The sequence below is a fragment of the Variovorax sp. YR634 genome (assembly GCF_900106655.1).
GTDB lineage: Bacteria > Pseudomonadota > Gammaproteobacteria > Burkholderiales > Burkholderiaceae_C > Variovorax.
In genome coordinates this window covers 41586-59422 of sequence record NZ_FNOL01000017.1, presented here as the reverse complement: position 1 = coordinate 59422, position 17837 = coordinate 41586, and the positions used below count along the sequence as shown (strand labels likewise).

Here is a 17837-nt window from a genome sequence, read left to right as displayed (position 1 = left end):
GCCACGCTGAAGAAGAGAACGAGATGATTGACAAACTCAGCTGGGTCACGATCTACCCCGAAATCGTGTTGCTGGTCATGGCCTGCATCATTGCGCTGGTCGACCTGTCGGACACGAGCCCGCGCCGTACCCGCACCTATGTGTTGACGCTGGCCACGCTTGCCGTGGTCGCCGTGTTGTCGGGCCTGCAGGCCCTTGACGCCAAGACGATCTACGGCTTCGGCGGCATGGTCGTCAGCGACCCGATGGGCAACTGGCTCAAGTGCTTCGCCACCGTCGCCCTGATGGTCACTCTGGTCTACGGCCGTCCCTATGCGGCCGACCGCGAGATGCTGCGCGGCGGCGAGATGTTCACCGTCAGCATGTTCGCGCTGCTGGGCATGTTCGTGATGATCTCGGGCAGCAACTTCCTGCTGATCTACCTGGGACTTGAACTGCTCACGCTGTCGAGCTATGCGCTGGTGGCGCTGCGCCGCGACAACGCGGTGGCCAGCGAAGCGGCGATGAAGTACTTCGTGCTCGGCGCCATGGCCAGCGGCTTCCTGCTGTATGGCTTGTCGATGATGTACGGCGCGACCGGCTCGCTCGACGTCAACGAAGTGTTCAAGACCATCGCGAGCGGCAAGGTGAACCACCAGGTGCTGGTGTTCGGCCTGGTGTTCATCGTCGCCGGCCTGGCCTTCAAGGTGGGCGCTGCGCCGTTCCACATGTGGGTGCCTGACGTCTACCAGGGCGCTCCGACTGCGATCACGCTGCTGATCGGTGCCGCGCCCGAGCTGGCTGCCTTCGCGATCATCATCCGCCTGCTGGTCGACGCTCTGCAGCCGCTTGCCATCGACTGGCAGCAGATGCTGGCCGTGCTCGCGATCGCCTCGCTGCTGGTCGGCAACCTGGCCGCCATTGCGCAGAGCAACCTGAAGCGCATGCTGGCCTATTCGACGATCTCGCAGATGGGCTTCATGCTCCTCGGCCTGGTCGCCGGCTCGGACCAGCAGGGCACCTACAACGCCCAGTACGCCTACAGCGCCTCGATGTTCTACATCGTGACCTACGTGCTGACCACGCTGGCCAGTTTCGGCATCATCCTGCTGCTGGCGCGCGAAGGCTTCGAAAGCGAAGAGATCACCGACCTGGCTGGCCTGAACCAGCGCAGCCCGCTGTACGCCGGCGTGATGGCCATTGCGATGTTCTCGCTGGCCGGTCTGCCGCCGCTGGTCGGCTTTTACGCGAAGCTGGCCGTGCTGCAGGCGCTGATTGCGTCGGGCCACGCCATCTACATCGGCCTGGCCGTGTTTGCGGTGATGATGTCGCTGATCGGCGCGTTCTACTACCTGCGCGTGGTCAAGGTCATGTACTTCGACGCACCCGTCACGGCCACCACCGTGTCGGCGCCGCGCGACGTGCGCACCGTGCTCACGATCAACGGCGCGTTGATCCTGATCCTGGGCATCGTGCCCGGCGGCCTGATGACGCTTTGCTACGACGCGATCGTGGCAACCCTGGCCCACTGACGCGGCCCGGCCTGGTGTCGCAAACCGCGTCGGTCTGGGTCGTTCTGCTGGTGGCCCTGGTGGCTGCCAACCTGCCGTTCTTCAACGACCGCCTGTTCGGCGTCGTGCCGCTGGCGACAAAGCCCAAGTCGCTCGCGGTGCGTCTCGCCGAACTGGTGGTCTTGTACTTTCTGGCCGGCGGTATCGGGCTGCTGTTCGAGCGCAGGGCAGGGCAGATTGCCCCGCAGGGCTGGGAGTTCTATGCGGTGACTGGCGCGCTGTTCATCGTGCTGGCCTTTCCAGGATTCACCTGGCGCTATCTGATGAAGCACAGGCATTGACGAGGACGACATGACCACGCCCATCGACACCACCGATTCCCATCTGAAGGAAGAGCTCACGAGCCGCGAAGAGCTGTTCAAGGGCAAGTTCCTGGAGGCCAGGCGAGACACCATCCGGCTGCCCGATGGCCACAGCGCCACGCGCGAGTACGTGGTGCACCCGGGCGCCGTGGTGGTGATTCCGCTGCTGGACGACGGCCGCGTGGTGCTGGAGCGGCAGTTCCGCTATCCGGTCGGCCACGTGATGATCGAATTTCCGGCGGGCAAGCTCGATGCGGGCGAAGACCCTTTCGATTGCGGCCGGCGTGAACTGCTCGAGGAAACCGGCTATACCGCGCGCGAATGGGCGCATGCGGGCGCCATGCACCTGGCGGTGGCGTACTCGACCGAAATCATCCACATCTACTTTGCGCGCGGCCTTTCACTCGGTGAGCGGCAGCTCGATCATGGCGAGTTTCTCGACGTATTCACGGCTACGCCCGATGAGCTGGCCGGCTGGTGCCGCGACGGCAAAGTGACCGACGCCAAGACCCTGACCTGCACGCTCTGGCTGCAGAACGTCCTTTCGGGCGCATGGACACTGGATTGGAAGGCTGCCCCTGCGGAAGGCCACGCGGGATAATCCGCGGATGAAGGTTCTCAATCTCCGCTGCGCGCACGGCCACGGCTTCGAGGGCTGGTTCGCGTCCAACGAGGCCTTCGATAGCCAGTTGGCCAGCGGACTGGTCGAGTGCCCGGTCTGTGGCGACACCGCCATCGTCAAGCTGCTGAGCGCGCCGCGCCTCAATCTGGGCAATGCCAAGGCGCCTGAGGCTGCGGCACCGGCTGCTGCCTCGAACGTTCCCGCCGAACTCTCACCCGAAGCCCGCTGGATGCGCGCTGTGCGCGAGGTGCTGGCAAAGACCGAAGACGTCGGCGACCGCTTTGCTGACGAAGCCCGGAAGATGCACTATGGCGAAGCCCAGGAGCGCGGCATTCGCGGCCAGGCGACGCCGGAGCAGACCGAAGCGCTGCTCGACGAAGGCATTCCGGTGATGGCGCTGCCGATTCCGGCGGCGCTGAAAGAAACCCTGCAGTAATCGACCAGCCGGTCGCAGCCGTTCAGGCCGTGAACTGAAGCGCAGCCAGGCGCGCGTACACGCCACCCTGCGCGACCAGCGTCGCATGCGTTCCCTGCTCGACGATCCCGCCGTGGTCCAGCACCACGATGCGATTGGCCTTCTGCACCGTTGCCAGCCGGTGCGCGATGACCAGCGTGGTCCGGTTCTCCATTGCCGATTCCAGTGCCGCCTGCACCATGCGTTCGCTTTCCGCGTCGAGTGCGCTCGTGGCTTCGTCGAGCAGCAGCAGCGGCGGGTTCTTCAGGATCGCGCGCGCAATCGCGATGCGTTGGCGCTGTCCGCCCGACAGCCGCACGCCGCGCTCGCCGAGGAAGGTGTCGTAGCCCTCGGGCAGCGCCTGGAGAAAGTCGTGGGCAAAGGCGGCGCGTGCTGCGGCATGCACTTCCTCGGTTGTCGCCTCGGGACGGCCGTAGCGGATGTTCTCGAACGCGGTGGTCGAGAAGATCACCGCGTCCTGCGGCACGAGGCCGATGCGGGTGCGCAGGTCGGGCAGGGCGAGCGAGGCCAGCGGCGCGCCGTCGAGCAGCAGGCGGCCCGATTGCGGGTCGTAGTAGCGCAGCAGTAGCTGGAACACTGTGCTTTTGCCCGCGCCGCTCGATCCCACCAGGGCCACGGTTTCGCCCGGTGCGACTTCGAGGCTGAAATCGCGCAATGCCGGCGTGCCTGGTCGGGATGGGTAATGGAAGGTCACCGCATCGAACTTGATCGTGCTGCCCGCTACGGGGACGGGCGTGACCGTCGGGCTCGGCGGTGAAAAGATGGCGGCGGGCGCATGCAGCAACTCCATCAGCCGCTCGGTCGCGCCGGCGGCGCGCAGCAGGTCGCCGTACACCTCGCCGAGCACCGCAGTCGCGCTGGCCAGGATGGCGACGTAGACGACGGTCTGGCCCAGGTGGCCGGCCGTGATGTCGCCGCGCAGCACCGCCTGCGTGCCTTGATAAAGGCCCCAGAGCAGCGCTGCCGAGGTCGCGATGATGATGAACGCCACCAGCACCGAGCGTGCCTTGGTACGGCGTACGGCGGTGCGAAAGGCGTTCTCGGTCGAGCCGTTGAAGCGCGCGGCCTCGCGGCCTTCGGCCGTGTAGCTCTGTACTACGGGAATAGCGTTCAGCACCTCGGCGGCAATGGCGCTCGAATCGGCCACGCGGTCCTGGCTGGCGCGCGACAGCTTGCGCACGCGGCGGCCGAACCACATGCTCGGTAGAACCACCAGCACGAGGATGCCCAGTACCTGCACCATCACGTAAGGATTGGTCCAGATCAGCACCGCCAGGGCGCCCACGCCCATCACCGCGTTGCGCAGGCCCATGCTCAGCGACGAGCCGACGACCGTCTGTACCAGCGTGGTGTCGGCCGTCAGGCGCGACAGCACTTCGCCGGTCTGCGTAGTTTCGAAGAAGACGGGGCTCTGTTTCAGCACATGGCCGTAGACCGCGTTGCGGATGTCGGCCGTCACGCGCTCGCCCAGCCAGCTCACCGTATAGAAGCGCGCCGCCGAGAAAACGCCCAGCGCCACGGCCACGGCGAAGAGGGCGCCGAAGTGCTCGCGCAGCGCCATGGTCTGGGCGCCTTTGTCGGTACTGATCAAGCCGCCGTCAATCAGACTTCTCAATGCGATAGGGAAAACCAGCGTGGTAACCGCCGCCAGCACCAGAAAGAGGGCTGCCAGCACGATCTGCACGCGGTAGGGGCGAAGAAAAGGGCTCAGGCCCGACAGCGACCGGGGCGAGCCCTTGGCCATGGAAGACGGTGGGGTAGAAGCCATGCGCCGATTCTAACGATCCCTTGCCTCCACAAAGGCGGCCTTGACAATTACTGCCGCGGCAGCTAATATTTTGCCCCATGAGCGATGCAAACATTCCAGTAGCCCCGTCGGTCCCTGCCGACGCCGAGCGTCGCCCGCCTGTCTTCTATCGCGCGGAGACCTACTCGACCGAAGAGAGCATCGGTTATCTGATGCGCCGCATCATCACTTTGGTTGGTCAGGCAGTAGAAACCCGCATGTGCGAGCCCGGCGGCCCGACCTATCCGCAATGGTTGCCTCTCTACAAGCTGCACACCGGCGCCGCCACCACCGTGGCCGAACTGGCCCGCGCCTGCGAGCTCGACACCGGCGCCATGACGCGCCTGCTCGACCGCCTCGAAGCCAAGGGCCTGTGCCGCCGCGTGCGCTCGCTCGAAGACCGCCGAGTGGTCAACATCGAACTCACCGACGAAGGCCGTGCCGCCGCCAAGGAAGTGCCCTACGTGCTCAGCCGTGTGCAGAACGAACACCTCGCTGGCTTCAGCGCCGAAGAATGGGAGCAGCTCAAGGGTTACTTGCGCCGCATCCTCGACAACGCCCAGGCCCTCGCGGCCCGTGGAGATAAAAATGACTGATTCCCTCGCCGTGCGCGCTGTGCGTCGCACCCCCGTCGTGGCCGCAGCATTGCTCGTGGTCGCACTTGCCGGATGTGCCGACATGGCCGGCATCGGCTCGCAGGCCAAGCTGCGCGACGCCTCGTCGCTGGGCATCGCGCCCGACAGCGCCGCGGCGCCTGTGTCCCGCCTCGACAGCCAATGGTGGCTCGCCTTCGGCGACACGCAGCTCAATTCGCTGATCGACCAGGCCGTGGCCGGCAACCCCAACCTGCAGGTCGCGCAAGCCCGCCTCGCGCGCGCGCAGGCCTCCGCCGACATCGCCGGCTCGGCCCTCAAGCCGAAGGTCAACGCCGAACTCGACCTGGATCGCCAGAAGTTCAACAGCAACTACATCTACCCCGCACCGCTGGGCGGCTCCACGCAGAACATCGGCCTGCTGCAGCTCGGCGCAAGCTGGGAACTCGACTTCTTCGGCAAGAACCGCACCGCGCTCGACGCCGCCATCGGTTCGGCGAATGCCGCGGCTGCCGATGCGGATGCTGCCCGCGTGCTGCTCGCGAGCAACGTGGCACGCAGCTACTTTCAATGGGCGCGCCTGAACGACCAGCTCACCGTGGCCCAGCGCACGCTGGCGCAGCGCGACGAAACGCTCAAGCTCGTGCGCGACCGCGTGTCCGCCGGCCTCGACACCCGCCTCGAACTGCGCCAGAGCGAAGGCGGCCTGCCCGAGGCACGCCAGCAGATCGAATCGCTCAACGAGCAGATCGCGCTGCAGCAGCACGCGCTCGACGCGCTCGTCGGCCAGCCGAATGTGTCGGCATCGCTCAAGCCGCCGGTGCTTGCCGGCGTCAAGCCGATGGCACTGCAGGGGAGCATTCCGGCCGACCTGCTCGGCCGCCGCGCCGACATCGCCGCCGCGCGCTGGCGCGTCGAGGCCGCCACGAGCGACGTGGCCAACGCCAGGACGCTCTTCTATCCCAACGTGAACCTCACGGCCTTCGTCGGCTTCCAGAGCCTGGGCTTCGGCAAGCTGCTGAAGTCGGGCAGCGAGCAGTGGGGCGTGGGCCCGGCCATCAGCCTGCCGATCTTCGAAGGCGGCAAGCTGCGCGCCAACCTGCGCGGCAAGTCGGCCGACCTCGACGTGGCCATCGAAAGCTACAACGCCACCGTGCTCGACGCGGTGCGCGATGCGGCCGACCAGGTCACGAGCGCGCAGTCGATCACGCGCCAGCAAACCGAACAACGCGCAGCGCAGACCGCTGCCGAAGGCGCCTACGACATCGCCGTGCAGCGCTACCGCGCGGGCCTCGGCAACTACCTCAACGTGCTGACCGCGGAAACCTCCGTGCTGGCGCAGCGCCGGCTGGCCGTCGACCTCGCCGCCCGCGCGCTCGACACGCAGGTGGGCCTGGCGCGCGCGCTGGGCGGCGGCTGGCAGCCCCCGGCCACGGCCACCGCCTCGGCCCCCGCGGCCGCAGTGAACTGAACAAGAACCGACCAGAACTGACCCGACTTCCTCGTCTTCGGAAAGAACTTCATCATGAGCGACAACAACACTCCGACGCCCGCTGCAGCTGCAGCTCCCGCAGCCCCCGAGGCGCCCGCCAACAGCGGCAAGCGCCGCCGCGCACTCACCGCGCTCGCCGCGGTGGTGATCGTCGTCGGCGGCGGCTGGGGCCTCTACGAATGGCTGGTTGCCAGCCACTACGAGGACACCGACAACGCCTACGTGCAGGGCAACGTCATCCAGATCACGCCGCAGATCGGCGGCACCGTGATGGCCATCGGCGCCGACGACACTGACTTCGTGAAGGCCGGCCAGCCGCTGGTGCAGCTCGACCCGGCCGACGCCAAGGTATCGCTCGAACAGGCCGAGGCTGCGCTCGCGCAGGCCGTGCGCCAGGTGCGCACGCTGTACGCCAACAACGGCTCGCTGGCCGCGCAGGTCACGCTGCGCCAGTCCGACATCGTGAAGGCGCAGAGCGACATCGCCAAGGCGCAGGACGACCTGCAGCGCCGCCGCGCGCTGTCGGGCAACGGCGCCGTGTCGAAGGAAGAACTCAACCACGCCGAGACGCAGCTCGACACCGCCAAGAGCGCACTCGCCGCGGCGCAGGCCGGCGTGGTCGCCGCGAAGGAAGCGCTGGTCAGCAACCAGTCGCTGACCGACGGCACCAGCGTGGCCCAGCACCCTAGCGTGCTGGCCGCCGCCGCCAAGGTGCGCGAGGCCTACCTCGCCACCCAGCGCGTGGCCATGCCCGCACCGGTCGACGGCTATGTCGCCAAGCGCACCGTGCAGCTCGGCCAGCGCGTGGCTGCCGGCACGCCGATGATGTCGATCGTGCCGCTCAACCAGCTGTGGGTCGACGCCAACTTCAAGGAAGTGCAGCTGCGCAACATCCGCATCGACCAGCCAGTGAAGCTCACGGCCGATGTGTACGGCAAGAAGGTCGAGTACACCGGCAAGGTTGCGGGCCTGGGCGTCGGCACCGGCAGTGCGTTCGCGCTGCTGCCCGCGCAGAACGCCACCGGCAACTGGATCAAGGTGGTGCAGCGCGTGCCCGTGCGCATCGCGCTCGACCCCGAGCAGCTCAAGGCCAACCCGCTGCGCATCGGCCTGTCGATGGACGCCGAAGTCGACATCTCGTCCAAGAGCGGCAAGATGCTCGCCGACGCGCCGCGCGCCACCGCGCTGACGCAGACGGCCGTGTACAGCCAGCTCGATCGCGGCGCCGACGCCGAAGTCGACCGCATCGTCGCGGCCAACCTCGGCCGCAGCGCACCGGCAACGGCCACCGCGCCGTCGAAGGGCTCGGCGGCACCGTCGAGCGCGCCCGCCGCGGCATCGGTGGCAGTGCAGGGGCAGCCGGGCTGATCGCCCGCGCTTCCCTCGGGTAACTCAGGCAAACAGTTCGCGCGACCGCAATGGCCACCGCTGCTCCTGCTTACGTTGCGCATCCACCGCTCGAAGGCGCAGCCCGCGTCTGGGGCACGGTAGCGCTGTCTGCGGCAACCTTCATGAACGTGCTCGATTCGTCGATCGCGAACGTGTCGTTGCCCGCCATCTCGGGCGACCTGGGCGTGAGTACCACGCAAGGCACCTGGGTCATCACCAGCTTCGCGGTGGCCAACGCCATCGCGGTGCCGCTCACGGGCTTCATGACGCAGCGCTTCGGACAGGTGCGCCTGTTCATGGCCAGCGTGATCCTGTTCATGGTCGCCTCGCTGCTGTGCGGCCTGGCGCCGAACATGACGACGCTGATCGCCTTCCGCGCGCTGCAGGGCTTCGTTGCGGGTCCGATGATTCCGCTGTCGCAGACGCTGCTGCTGTCGAGCTATCCGCGCGCCAAGGCAGGCCTTGCGATGGCCATGTGGTCGATGACCACGCTGGTCGCGCCGGTGATGGGGCCGCTGCTGGGCGGCTGGATCACCGACAACATCTCGTGGCCGTGGATCTTCTACATCAACATCCCCGTGGGCATCGTCGCGGCCGCCATCACCTGGACGCTGTACCGCAAGCGCGAGAGCAGCACGCACAAGGTGCCTATCGACGCCGTCGGCCTCGCGCTGCTGGTGCTGTGGGTGGGCTCGCTGCAACTGATGCTCGACAAGGGCAAGGAGCTCGACTGGTTCCACTCGGCGCAGATCGTCACGCTGGCGGTGGTGTCCGTGGTCGGCTTCGCGTTCTTCCTGGTCTGGGAGCTGACCGACAAGCACCCGGTGGTCGACCTGTCGCTGTTCAAGCGCCGCAACTTCTGGTCGGGCGCCGTGGCAACGGCCGTGGCCTACGGCCTGTTCTTCGGCAACGTGGTGCTGCTGCCGCTGTGGCTGCAGCAGTGGATGGGCTACACCGCCACGCAGGCGGGGATGATCATGGCGCCCGTGGGGCTGCTGGCGATCTTCTTCTCGCCGGTGGTGGGGCTCACGGTGGCCAAGATCGATCCGCGCCGCTACGCGACCTTCTCGTTCCTGGTGTTCGCACTGGTGCTGTGGATGCGGTCGAACTTCAACACGCAGGCCGACTTCGTCACCATCATCATCCCGACGGTGATCCAGGGCATCGCGATGGCGTTCTTCTTCATCCCGCTCGTGACCATCACGCTGTCGGGCCTCACGCCAGACCGCATCCCGGCCGCGTCGGGGCTGTCGAACTTCCTGCGGATCACGGCGGGTGCGATGGGCACGTCGATCACCACCACGCTGTGGGACAACCGTGCCACGCTGCACCATACGCAACTGGCCGAGACGATCAACCAGGGCAACAACGCAGCCACGAGCGCGATGTCCGGGCTCAACGCCAGCGGCTTCAGCGCCGACCAGGTGCTGGGGCAGATCAACCGCATCGTCGACCAGCAGGCCTACATGCTGGCCACGAACGACATCTTCTACGCGTCAGCGATCCTGTTCCTGCTGCTGATTCCGCTGGTGTGGCTGGCAAGGCCGCAGAAGGGCGGCGCCGGTGGCGACGCCGCAGCCGGAGCACACTGACCGCGCATCGTCCTCACACCATTCACCCCCAGCCTCCGCAAGGAGCCTGGGGGTTCTTATTTGCGCAGTGCCCTGAGCACGTCGTGGCACGCGCCCATGGTGTGATAGTCGGTCTTGCCGGCGGGGCTCTTCTCGTCGCTGATCTTCCGGTTCTGCGGCGTGAGGATGCGATACCACGCGCCGTGCCGGTGATCGACGAAGTGCTCCCAGCTGTAGGCCCAGATGCTGTCGTACCAGTCCCAGTAGCTGGCCTCGCCGGTGCGCACCGCGAGCAGGGCGGCCGCCGCGAAGCTCTCGGCCTGTACCCAGAAGTACTTGTCGTCGTCGCACACTTTGCCGTCGGGGCCGAAGCCGTAGACCAGCCCGCCGTTGTCGGCGTCCCAGCCGCGGAACATGGCGGTGTCGAAGAAATGGCGCGCGCGCGGCACGATCCAGTCGGCCGTACGGTCCTTGGTGGCGAGATGGCCTTCGAGCTGCAGCAGCAGCTTGGCCCACTCGGTCAGGTGGCCGGTCTGGAAGCCCCAGGGCCTGAAGATGTTGCTCTTGTCTCCGCGGTTGTAGTCCCAGTCGACCGACCAGTCTTCGCGGTAGTGTTCCCAGACCAGTCCGTCTGCCAGCGCGGCCTGCTTGCCGGTCACGGATTCGGCGACAGCCAGCGCGCGGTCGAGGTAGCGCGTTTGCTGCGTGGCTTCGAATGCGGCCATCAGGGCCTCGCAGGCGTGCATGTTGGCGTTCTGTCCGCGATAGGCGCCGATGCGCCAGTCGGTGGTGGCCTCGTCGGCATAGAGCTGGTGCCGTGGCTCCCAGAAATGCTGCTCCATCAGTTGCCAGGTGTGCTCCAGCCCCGCATACGCTTCCTCGATGCCGGCCATCAGCGCATGCGCTTGCGCGAGCAGCACGAAGTCCAGGCCGTAGCAGTGATTGGTGTCGTCCTGCACGGTGGCGCGCTGCTGATGCCAGTCGATCTGCCATGCATAGCCGCCACCCGGCTGCCGATGCGCATGCTCGACGAACGCAAGGCCGTGCCGCGCGGCTGCAAGATGTGCGGGAATGCCGAAGCGGCGATACGCCATCGCATGGTTGAACACGAAGCGCGTGCTGCTCACGAGATGGCGCGTACGCCGGTCGTACACCGTGCCGTCGTCCTTGAAGAAATGAAAGAAGCCGCCCGTGGCATCGAGGTCGCGCGGCTCGTAGAAAGCCAGCGTGTGCAGGATGTGGTCGGTCAGGAAGTCGGGAGAGCGGAAGTCCGGCATGTTGGTTGCAGTCTACGCAGACCCCTGCGCGCACCGGCTTGGGGTTTCCGATGCCGCCGGAGCTTTCTTTGTCGTCACAACGACAGTCCCCGATTCGAATGTGCGCCGGTCCGTGCAGGTTGCACTGCAGCATAGGCATTTGCCCCAGTATGCAAGCGGGGTAGGCCCACGAACAATCGGTCCGCGCTCGATGGTGGCGCATTGAGATGGACCGCATGACCGATATTCTTTTTCCGTACCCGGGCGACTTCGCGAGATGAGCGACGTCATTCTCGAAACACGCCAGCTCACCAAGGAATTCAAAGGGTTCACGGCGGTCAGCAAGGTCGACCTGTCGGTGGTGCGCGGATCCATCCACGCGCTCATCGGTCCGAACGGTGCCGGCAAGACGACCTGCTTCAACCTGCTCACCAAGTTCCTCGAACCGACCACCGGCACGATCCTGTTCAACGGGCAGGACATCACCGGCGAGCGGCCCGCGCAGATCGCGCGGCGCGGCATCATCCGCTCGTTCCAGATCTCGGCCGTATTCCCGCATCTCACGCTGCTCGAGAACGTGCGCCTGGGCCTGCAGCGCAAGCTCGGCACTTCGTATCACTTCTGGAAGAGCGAGAAGTCGCTCAAGCCATTGGATGCCAGAGCACGCGAGCTGCTGGCTGAAGTCGGCCTCGAAGAACTCGCCGACGAACAGACCGTGAACCTGCCCTACGGCCGCAAGCGCGCGCTCGAGATCGCGACCACGCTCGCAATGGAACCCGAGCTGATGCTGCTCGACGAACCCACGCAGGGCATGGGCCACGAAGACGTGCACCGCGTGGCCGAACTCATCAAGCGCGTGTCGGCCGGACGCACCATCCTGATGGTCGAACACAACATGAGCGTGGTCTCGACCATTGCCGACACCATCACCGTGCTGCAGCGCGGCGCCGTGCTGGCCGAAGGCCCGTACGCGGAAGTCTCGAAGAACCCGCAGGTGATGGAAGCCTACATGGGCACCACCGACGGCCAACTCCAAGGGGCCCACTGATGACCGCCGCATTGGAAATCAAGGACCTTCAAGCCTGGTACGGCGAATCGCACGTGCTGCACGGCGTCGACATGGTCGTGCAGCCCGGCGAAGTCGTCACGCTGCTGGGCCGCAACGGCGCGGGCCGCACCACCACGCTGCGGGCCATCATGGGCCTGACCGGCGCGCGCAAGGGCAGCATCGAGGTCAATGGCAAAGAGACCATCGGCATGCCGACGCACCGCATTGCGCACCTGGGCATCGGCTATTGCCCTGAAGAGCGCGGCATCTTCGCCAGCCTCTCGTGCGAGGAAAACCTTCTGCTGCCGCCTGAACTCAAAGGCGCGGGGCAGGGCATGTCGGTCGAAGAGATCTACGCCATGTTCCCCAACCTGGCCGAGCGCCGCAACAGCCAGGGCACGCGCCTGTCGGGCGGCGAGCAGCAGATGCTGGCCGTGGCGCGCATCCTGCGCACGGGTGCCAAGCTGCTCTTGCTCGACGAGATTTCCGAAGGCCTCGCTCCCGTCATCGTGCAGGCGCTGGCCCGCATGATCACTACGCTGCGCTCCAAGGGCTACACCATCGTGATGGTGGAGCAGAACTTCCGCTTCGCCGCGCCGCTGGCCGACCGCTTCTACGTGATGGAGCACGGCCGCATCGTCGAGAAGTTCGGCGCCGCCGAGCTCGAAGCCAAGATGCCAGTGCTCACCGAGCTGCTCGGCGTCTGAAGCAAAAGACACGTCCACAAGACCTTTTCTCGCATCCCACAAAGATTTCTTCAGGAGACAACACCATGAACAAAAAACTCGGCCTCATCGCTACCGCCGTCGCTGTCCTCGCCATGGGCGCAGGCGCCGCGCAGGCGCAGGAAAAAGTGAAGATCGGCTTCGTCACCGACCTGTCGAGCCTGTATGCCGACCTCGAAGGCAAGGGCGGCGCCACCGCCATCCAGATGGCCATCGACGACTTCGGCGGCAAGGCGCTGGGCCAGCCCATCGAGCTGCTGGTGGCCGACCACCAGAACAAGGCCGACATCGCCGCCTCCAAGGCCCGCGAATGGATCGACACGGCCGGCGTGACCATGGTCTTCGGCGGCACCAACTCCGGTACCGCGCTGGCCACCGCCAAGGTTGCGGAAGAGAAGAAGCGCGTGTACTTCAACAACGGCGCGGGCAGCTCGGTGCTCACCAACGAGCAGTGCAGCCCCTACACCATCCACTACGCCTACGACACCGTGGCGCTGGCCAAAGGCACCGGCGCGGCGGTTGTAGACCGCGGCGGCAAGAGCTGGTTCTTCCTGACGGCCGACTACGCCTTCGGCCACGCGCTCGAAGCCGACACCACCAAGGTGGTGAAGGAAAAGGGTGGCACGGTGGTGGGCGCGGTGCGCCATCCGCTGAACGCTTCGGACTTCTCCTCGTTCCTGCTGCAGGCGCAGAACTCCAAGGCGCAGATCCTGGGCCTGGCCAATGCTGGCGGCGACACCATCAACTCGATCAAGGCGGCCAAGGAATTCGGCATCAACAAGACCATGAAGACCGCCGGCCTGCTGGTCTTTCTGAGCGACATCCACAGCCTGGGCCTGAAGAACACCGAAGGCCTGCTGCACACCACCAGCTGGTACTGGGACCTGAACGACGAATCGCGCAAGTTCGCCAACCGCTTCTTCGAGAAGACCAAGCGCATGCCGACCGACGTGCAGGCCGCCGACTACTCGGCCACCATGACCTACCTGAAGGCCGTGGCCGCCGCCAAGACCACCGACTCCGACAAGGTGATGGCGCAGCTCAAGAGCACCAAGGTCGACGACTTCTATGCCAAGGGCACCATCCGCGCCGACGGCAGCTTCATCCACGACATGTACCTGGTCGAAGTGAAGTCGCCCGCCGAATCGAAGAAGCCCTGGGACTACCTGAAGGTGCTCAAGACGCTGCCGGGCGACCAGGTCTTCACGACCAAGGCCGAGACGAAATGCGCTCTCTGGAAATAACCGGCTGACGCCGCGCCAGACCCTTCCACCGAAGTCAACCGAGAGAACCATCCCATGAAACGCACGCTCATCGCCTCTGCCTGCCTCGCCGCTACCTGCCTCATGGCCGTTGGCGCCGCGCAGGCCCAGGACAAGGTCAAGATCGGTTTCATCACCGACATGTCGAGCCTCTACGCGGACGTGGAGGGCAAGAACGGTGCCCTCGCGATCCAGATGGCCATCGACGACTTCGGCGGCAAGGTCAACGGCATGCCCATCGAGCTGCTGCAGGCCGACCACCAGAACAAGGCCGACATCGCCGCCTCCAAGGCGCGCGAATGGATCGACACGCAGGGCCTGACGATGCTGTTCGGCGGCACCAGCTCGGGCACAGCCCTGGCCATGGCCAAGGTGGCGCAGGAGAAGAAGCGCGTGTTCGTCGTGAACGGCGCGGGCAGCTCGGCGCTCACCAACGAGCAGTGCAGCCCCTACACCGTGCACTACGCCTACGACACCGTGGCGCTGGCCAAGGGCACCGGCAGCGCGGTGATTGCGCGCGGCGACAAGAGCTGGTATTTCCTCACGGCCGACTACGCCTTCGGCCAGGCGCTGGAGGCCGATGCCTCCAAGGTCGTGAAAGAGAAGGGCGGTACGGTGGTGGGCAGCGTGAAGCATCCGCTCAACACCTCCGACTTCTCTTCGTTCCTGCTGCAGGCGCAGAACTCCAAGGCCCAGGTGCTGGCGCTGGCCAATGCAGGCGGCGACACCATCAACTCGATCAAGGCGGCCAAGGAATTCGGCATCACCAAGACCATGAAGATGGTCGGCCTGCTGGTGTTCGTGACCGACGTGCACAGCCTGGGCCTGAAGAACACCGAAGGCCTGCTGCTCACCACCAGCTGGGACTGGAACCTCGACGACAAGACGCGCGCCTTCGGCAAGCGCTTCTTCGAGAAGACCAAGCGCATGCCCACCGACATCCAGGCCGCCGACTATTCGGCCACCATGACCTACCTGAAGGCCGTGCAGGCTGCCAAGACGGTCGATGCCGACAAGGTGATGGAGACGATCAAGGCCACGCCCATCGACGACTTCTACGCCAAGGGCACCGTGCGCGCCGACGGCCGCTTCGTGCACGACATGTACCTGGTGCAGGTCAAGTCGCCGGCCGAATCGAAGCAGCCGTGGGACTACTACAAGGTAATCCAGAAGCTCAAGGGCGAAGAGGTCTTCACGACGAAGGCCGAGAGCAAGTGCGCCCTCTGGAAGTGATCCCCCGCGGGCGCGCAGCCGCCCGGGTTCGTTGAAACGCTTATGACCATTTCCCTTCCCGCGCTTTTGAGCCAGCTCCTCCTGGGGCTGGTCAACGGCTCCTTCTACGCCATCCTGAGCCTCGGGCTGGCGGTGATCTTCGGCCTGCTGAACGTCATCAACTTCGCGCATGGCGCGCTGTTCATGCTCGGCGCTGTCCTCACGTGGATGGCGATGGAGTACCTCGGCGTCAACTACTGGGTGATGCTGATTGCGGCGCCCGTCGTCATCGGCATCTTCGGCGTGCTCATCGAGCGCTTGCTGCTGCGCTGGATCTACAAGCTCGACCACCTCTACGGCCTGCTGCTCACGCTGGGCCTCACGCTGCTGATCGAGGGCGTGTTCCGCTCGATCTACGGCGTGTCGGGGCTGCCCTACGACGCGCCCGATGCGCTGTCGAGCGCCACCGACCTTGGCTTCATGGTGCTGCCGAACTACCGCGCCTGGGTGGTCGTTGCCTCGCTCGTGGTGTGCTTCGCCACCTGGTACGTGATCGAGAAGACGCGCCTGGGTGCCTACCTGCGCGCCGGCACCGAGAACCCGCGGCTCGTGGAAGCCTTCGGCGTCAACGTGCCGTTGATGATCACGCTGACCTACGCCTTCGGCTGCGCGCTCGCGGCCTTCGCAGGCGTGCTGGCCGCGCCGGTGATGCAGGTGTCGCCGCTGATGGGGCAGAACCTCATCATCGTGGTGTTCGCCGTGGTGGTGATCGGCGGGATGGGCTCCATCATGGGCGCCATCCTCACGGGCCTCGGGCTCGGTGTGATCGAAGGGCTCACCAAGGTTTTCTATCCCGAGGCATCGTCTACGGTTGTGTTCGTGATCATGGTCATCGTGCTGTTGATTCGCCCCGCCGGCCTGTTCGGCAAAGAGAAATAAGGCGAACGGCATGAACATGAAAAAAATCTCCACCGTCGTCTACGCCTTGCTGCTGGTCGCGCTGCTCCTGGCGCCGTTCTTCGGCGCCTACCCGGTGTTCGTGATGAAGCTGATGTGCTTCGCGCTGTTCGCCGCGGCCTTCAACCTGCTGCTGGGCTTCACGGGCCTGCTGTCGTTCGGCCATGCGGCCTTCCTTGGTGGCTCGGCATATGTCGCGGGCCATGCGATCAAGGTCTGGGGCCTCACGCCCGAACTGGGCCTGATCGCGGGCACGCTCACTGGCGCTTTCCTCGGCTGGCTCTTCGGCGTGCTGGCCATTCGCCGGCAGGGCATCTACTTCGCGATGATCACGCTGGCGCTCGCGCAGATGATGTTCTTCGTCGCGCTGCAGGCCAAGTTCACGGGCGGCGAAGACGGCCTGCAGGGCGTGCCGCGCGGCAAGCTCTTCGGCCTGATCGATCTGTCGAACGACCTCACGATGTACTACGTCGCGCTGGTCATCGTGGTCGCGGCCTTCCTGCTGATCGTGCGTACCATCCACTCGCCCTTCGGCCAGGTGCTCAAGGGCATCAAGGAGAACGAGCCGCGCGCGCTGTCGCTGGGCTACGACGTGAGCCGCTTCAAGCTGCTGGCCTTCGTGATCTCGGCGGCGCTGTCGGGCCTGGCCGGGTCGCTCAAGACGCTGGTGCTGGGCTTCGCCACGTTGTCGGACGTGCACTGGACCGCTTCGGGCCAGGTCATCCTGATGACGCTGGTGGGCGGCCTCGGCACGCTGTCGGGTCCGCTGGTGGGCTCGGCGGTGGTGGTGCTGCTGGAGAACAAGATCGGCGAACTCGGCAACTTCCTGGCGCGCATCACGACGATCGACTGGTTCAACACACTGGGCGAGTCGGTGACCATGGTCACGGGCCTGATCTTCGTGATCTGCGTGCTGGCGTTCCGCAAGGGGATCATGGGCGAGATCATTGCGTTCATCGAGCGGCGACGAGCCAAATAGCAAGCAAGGCAACTGCAATGAAAAAGGGAGCCGAGGCTCCCTTTTTTCATTGCATCAGCAGTTGCCTTTTTTCGCCTGGCCGGGCGGGCAGAAATCGCCGCGATCGTGGTCATGGCCGCGCCGATAGTCGCGATCGTGGTCGCGGCGGCGATGCTCTTCTTCCCACTCGCGTTCGCGGCGCGCTTCACGGTAAGCCTCGCGCCGGCGCCAGTCGCCTTCGGTCCAGCGCCAGCCGCCGCGGTCCTCGACCCAGCGGCCAGGGGCATAGGCGTAGCCCGCGCGCTCGGGCTGCCAGCCGCCCGGACGCCATCCGTAGGCACGGCCGTCCCAGGCCCAGCGGCCCGGCACCCAGACGAAGCCGCCGCGCGGCGGTGGCAGGGGTTCGTAGCGTGGCGGCGGCGGCGCCGTCATCACCAGCCCGGGCACATTGATGTTCACCGAGACCTGCGCGTTGGCGGCAAGGGGGCTCGCAAGGATGGAAAGGGCGCCGGCCACGGCCAGCACGGCAAGTCGAATCTTCATGATGGGGATCCTCTGGTTTTCAGATGAGTTCTGGACATTATTCCCAACGCACGCGGGAGGCGGCTGGTTGTCAGTGCTTGTGCGCGGCTACAACGG

General features: G+C 65.9%; 16 protein-coding genes and 1 pseudogene. 14 read left to right on the top strand and 3 right to left on the bottom strand.

What is annotated here, in order from left to right; translation table 11 throughout:
* The first annotated feature begins 23 nt into the window (after window positions 1-23).
* From nuoN to BLV60_RS24240, 4 genes are read left to right on the top strand one after another with little or no spacing between them, the layout of a single operon-like run.
* Window positions 24-1511: an NADH-quinone oxidoreductase subunit NuoN gene (gene nuoN / locus BLV60_RS24255; RefSeq protein ID WP_093057842.1), complete on the top strand. Its 1488-nt coding sequence runs from the start codon at window positions 24-26 to the stop codon at window positions 1509-1511.
* A 14-nt stretch (window positions 1512-1525) separates the two neighbouring features.
* Window positions 1526-1831 (top strand): DUF2818 family protein, encoded by a 306-nt coding sequence (locus tag BLV60_RS24250; RefSeq protein ID WP_093057841.1) that lies wholly within the window; start codon window positions 1526-1528, stop codon window positions 1829-1831.
* A 10-nt stretch (window positions 1832-1841) separates the two neighbouring features.
* On the top strand, window positions 1842-2453 hold the full coding sequence (locus tag BLV60_RS24245; RefSeq protein ID WP_093057840.1) for an NUDIX domain-containing protein: 612 nt from the start codon (window positions 1842-1844) through the stop codon (window positions 2451-2453).
* Between the two features lie 7 nt (window positions 2454-2460).
* Window positions 2461-2910 (top strand): DUF1178 family protein, encoded by a 450-nt coding sequence (locus tag BLV60_RS24240; protein WP_093057839.1) that lies wholly within the window; start codon window positions 2461-2463, stop codon window positions 2908-2910.
* A gap of 22 nt (window positions 2911-2932) precedes the next feature.
* On the opposite strand, the gene BLV60_RS24235 is transcribed toward BLV60_RS24240, so the two are convergent.
* On the bottom strand, window positions 2933-4717 hold the full coding sequence (locus BLV60_RS24235; RefSeq protein WP_093057838.1) for an ABC transporter transmembrane domain-containing protein: 1785 nt from the start codon (window positions 4715-4717) through the stop codon (window positions 2933-2935).
* 77 nt (window positions 4718-4794) lie between these two features.
* Between BLV60_RS24235 and BLV60_RS24230 the strand changes: the two genes are divergently transcribed.
* From BLV60_RS24230 to BLV60_RS24215, 4 genes and pseudogenes are all read left to right on the top strand, one after another.
* Entirely contained in the window at window positions 4795-5331 is a 537-nt protein-coding gene (locus BLV60_RS24230; RefSeq protein WP_093057837.1) for a MarR family winged helix-turn-helix transcriptional regulator, read from the top strand.
* Window positions 5324-6799 carry an efflux transporter outer membrane subunit gene (locus BLV60_RS24225; RefSeq protein ID WP_093057836.1) on the top strand — a complete coding sequence of 492 codons (1476 nt, stop codon included), beginning with the start codon at window positions 5324-5326 and terminating at the stop codon, window positions 6797-6799. The genes BLV60_RS24230 and BLV60_RS24225 overlap by 8 nt, the downstream gene beginning before the upstream one ends.
* A gap of 54 nt (window positions 6800-6853) precedes the next feature.
* Window positions 6854-8188 (top strand): HlyD/EmrA/EmrK family protein, encoded by a 1335-nt coding sequence (locus BLV60_RS24220; RefSeq protein WP_093057835.1) that lies wholly within the window; start codon window positions 6854-6856, stop codon window positions 8186-8188.
* 47 nt (window positions 8189-8235) lie between these two features.
* A pseudogene (locus BLV60_RS24215) lies at window positions 8236-9801 on the top strand (DHA2 family efflux MFS transporter permease subunit); the annotation flags it as partial.
* A gap of 56 nt (window positions 9802-9857) precedes the next feature.
* Here BLV60_RS24215 and BLV60_RS24210 read toward each other — a convergent pair.
* The gene (locus BLV60_RS24210; RefSeq protein WP_093057833.1) at window positions 9858-11057 is read right to left on the bottom strand and encodes an AGE family epimerase/isomerase; all 1200 of its coding nucleotides are present in this window, start codon (window positions 11055-11057) and stop codon (window positions 9858-9860) included.
* Window positions 11058-11313: 256 nt separating this feature from the next.
* On the opposite strand from BLV60_RS24210, the gene BLV60_RS24205 reads away from it, so the two are divergent.
* The 6 genes from BLV60_RS24205 (at window position 11314) to BLV60_RS24180 (ending at window position 17219) form a co-directional block, all read left to right on the top strand.
* Window positions 11314-12084, top strand: a complete 771-nt coding sequence (locus BLV60_RS24205; RefSeq protein ID WP_093057832.1) for an ABC transporter ATP-binding protein — start codon at window positions 11314-11316, stop codon at window positions 12082-12084.
* Entirely contained in the window at window positions 12084-12791 is a 708-nt protein-coding gene (locus BLV60_RS24200; RefSeq protein WP_093057831.1) for an ABC transporter ATP-binding protein, read from the top strand. Before BLV60_RS24205 ends, BLV60_RS24200 begins: the two co-directional genes overlap by 1 nt.
* Before the next feature lie 113 nt (window positions 12792-12904).
* Window positions 12905-14053, top strand: a complete 1149-nt coding sequence (locus BLV60_RS24195; RefSeq protein ID WP_256216924.1) for an ABC transporter substrate-binding protein — start codon at window positions 12905-12907, stop codon at window positions 14051-14053.
* A 54-nt stretch (window positions 14054-14107) separates the two neighbouring features.
* Entirely contained in the window at window positions 14108-15304 is a 1197-nt protein-coding gene (locus tag BLV60_RS24190) for an ABC transporter substrate-binding protein (RefSeq protein ID WP_093057829.1), read from the top strand.
* Window positions 15305-15346: 42 nt separating this feature from the next.
* Window positions 15347-16222, top strand: coding sequence for a branched-chain amino acid ABC transporter permease (locus BLV60_RS24185; RefSeq protein ID WP_093057828.1), 876 nt, complete (start codon window positions 15347-15349; stop codon window positions 16220-16222).
* A 10-nt stretch (window positions 16223-16232) separates the two neighbouring features.
* The gene (locus tag BLV60_RS24180) at window positions 16233-17219 is read left to right on the top strand and encodes a branched-chain amino acid ABC transporter permease (protein ID WP_176928912.1); all 987 of its coding nucleotides are present in this window, start codon (window positions 16233-16235) and stop codon (window positions 17217-17219) included.
* Between the two features lie 54 nt (window positions 17220-17273).
* On the opposite strand, the gene BLV60_RS24175 is transcribed toward BLV60_RS24180, so the two are convergent.
* On the bottom strand, window positions 17274-17741 hold the full coding sequence (locus tag BLV60_RS24175; protein ID WP_093057827.1) for a YXWGXW repeat-containing protein: 468 nt from the start codon (window positions 17739-17741) through the stop codon (window positions 17274-17276).
* Between the last annotated feature and the right edge of the window lie 96 nt (window positions 17742-17837).

What these genes read in the sequence shown, in the direction of transcription:
- nuoN (WP_093057842.1), top strand. Translation starts at nt 24, where the DNA reads ATGATTGACAAACTCAGCTGGGTCACGATCTACCCCGAAATCGTGTTG.
- BLV60_RS24245 (WP_093057840.1), top strand. Translation starts at nt 1,842, where the DNA reads ATGACCACGCCCATCGACACCACCGATTCCCATCTGAAGGAAGAGCTC.
- BLV60_RS24240 (WP_093057839.1), top strand. Translation starts at nt 2,461, where the DNA reads ATGAAGGTTCTCAATCTCCGCTGCGCGCACGGCCACGGCTTCGAGGGC.
- BLV60_RS24235 (WP_093057838.1), bottom strand. Translation starts at nt 4,717, where the DNA reads ATGGCTTCTACCCCACCGTCTTCCATGGCCAAGGGCTCGCCCCGGTCG.
- BLV60_RS24230 (WP_093057837.1), top strand. Translation starts at nt 4,795, where the DNA reads ATGAGCGATGCAAACATTCCAGTAGCCCCGTCGGTCCCTGCCGACGCC.
- BLV60_RS24225 (WP_093057836.1), top strand. Translation starts at nt 5,324, where the DNA reads ATGACTGATTCCCTCGCCGTGCGCGCTGTGCGTCGCACCCCCGTCGTG.
- BLV60_RS24220 (WP_093057835.1), top strand. Translation starts at nt 6,854, where the DNA reads ATGAGCGACAACAACACTCCGACGCCCGCTGCAGCTGCAGCTCCCGCA.
- BLV60_RS24210 (WP_093057833.1), bottom strand. Translation starts at nt 11,057, where the DNA reads ATGCCGGACTTCCGCTCTCCCGACTTCCTGACCGACCACATCCTGCAC.
- BLV60_RS24205 (WP_093057832.1), top strand. Translation starts at nt 11,314, where the DNA reads ATGAGCGACGTCATTCTCGAAACACGCCAGCTCACCAAGGAATTCAAA.
- BLV60_RS24200 (WP_093057831.1), top strand. Translation starts at nt 12,084, where the DNA reads ATGACCGCCGCATTGGAAATCAAGGACCTTCAAGCCTGGTACGGCGAA.
- BLV60_RS24195 (WP_256216924.1), top strand. Translation starts at nt 12,905, where the DNA reads ATGGGCGCAGGCGCCGCGCAGGCGCAGGAAAAAGTGAAGATCGGCTTC.
- BLV60_RS24190 (WP_093057829.1), top strand. Translation starts at nt 14,108, where the DNA reads ATGAAACGCACGCTCATCGCCTCTGCCTGCCTCGCCGCTACCTGCCTC.
- BLV60_RS24185 (WP_093057828.1), top strand. Translation starts at nt 15,347, where the DNA reads ATGACCATTTCCCTTCCCGCGCTTTTGAGCCAGCTCCTCCTGGGGCTG.
- BLV60_RS24180 (WP_176928912.1), top strand. Translation starts at nt 16,233, where the DNA reads ATGAACATGAAAAAAATCTCCACCGTCGTCTACGCCTTGCTGCTGGTC.
- BLV60_RS24175 (WP_093057827.1), bottom strand. Translation starts at nt 17,741, where the DNA reads ATGAAGATTCGACTTGCCGTGCTGGCCGTGGCCGGCGCCCTTTCCATC.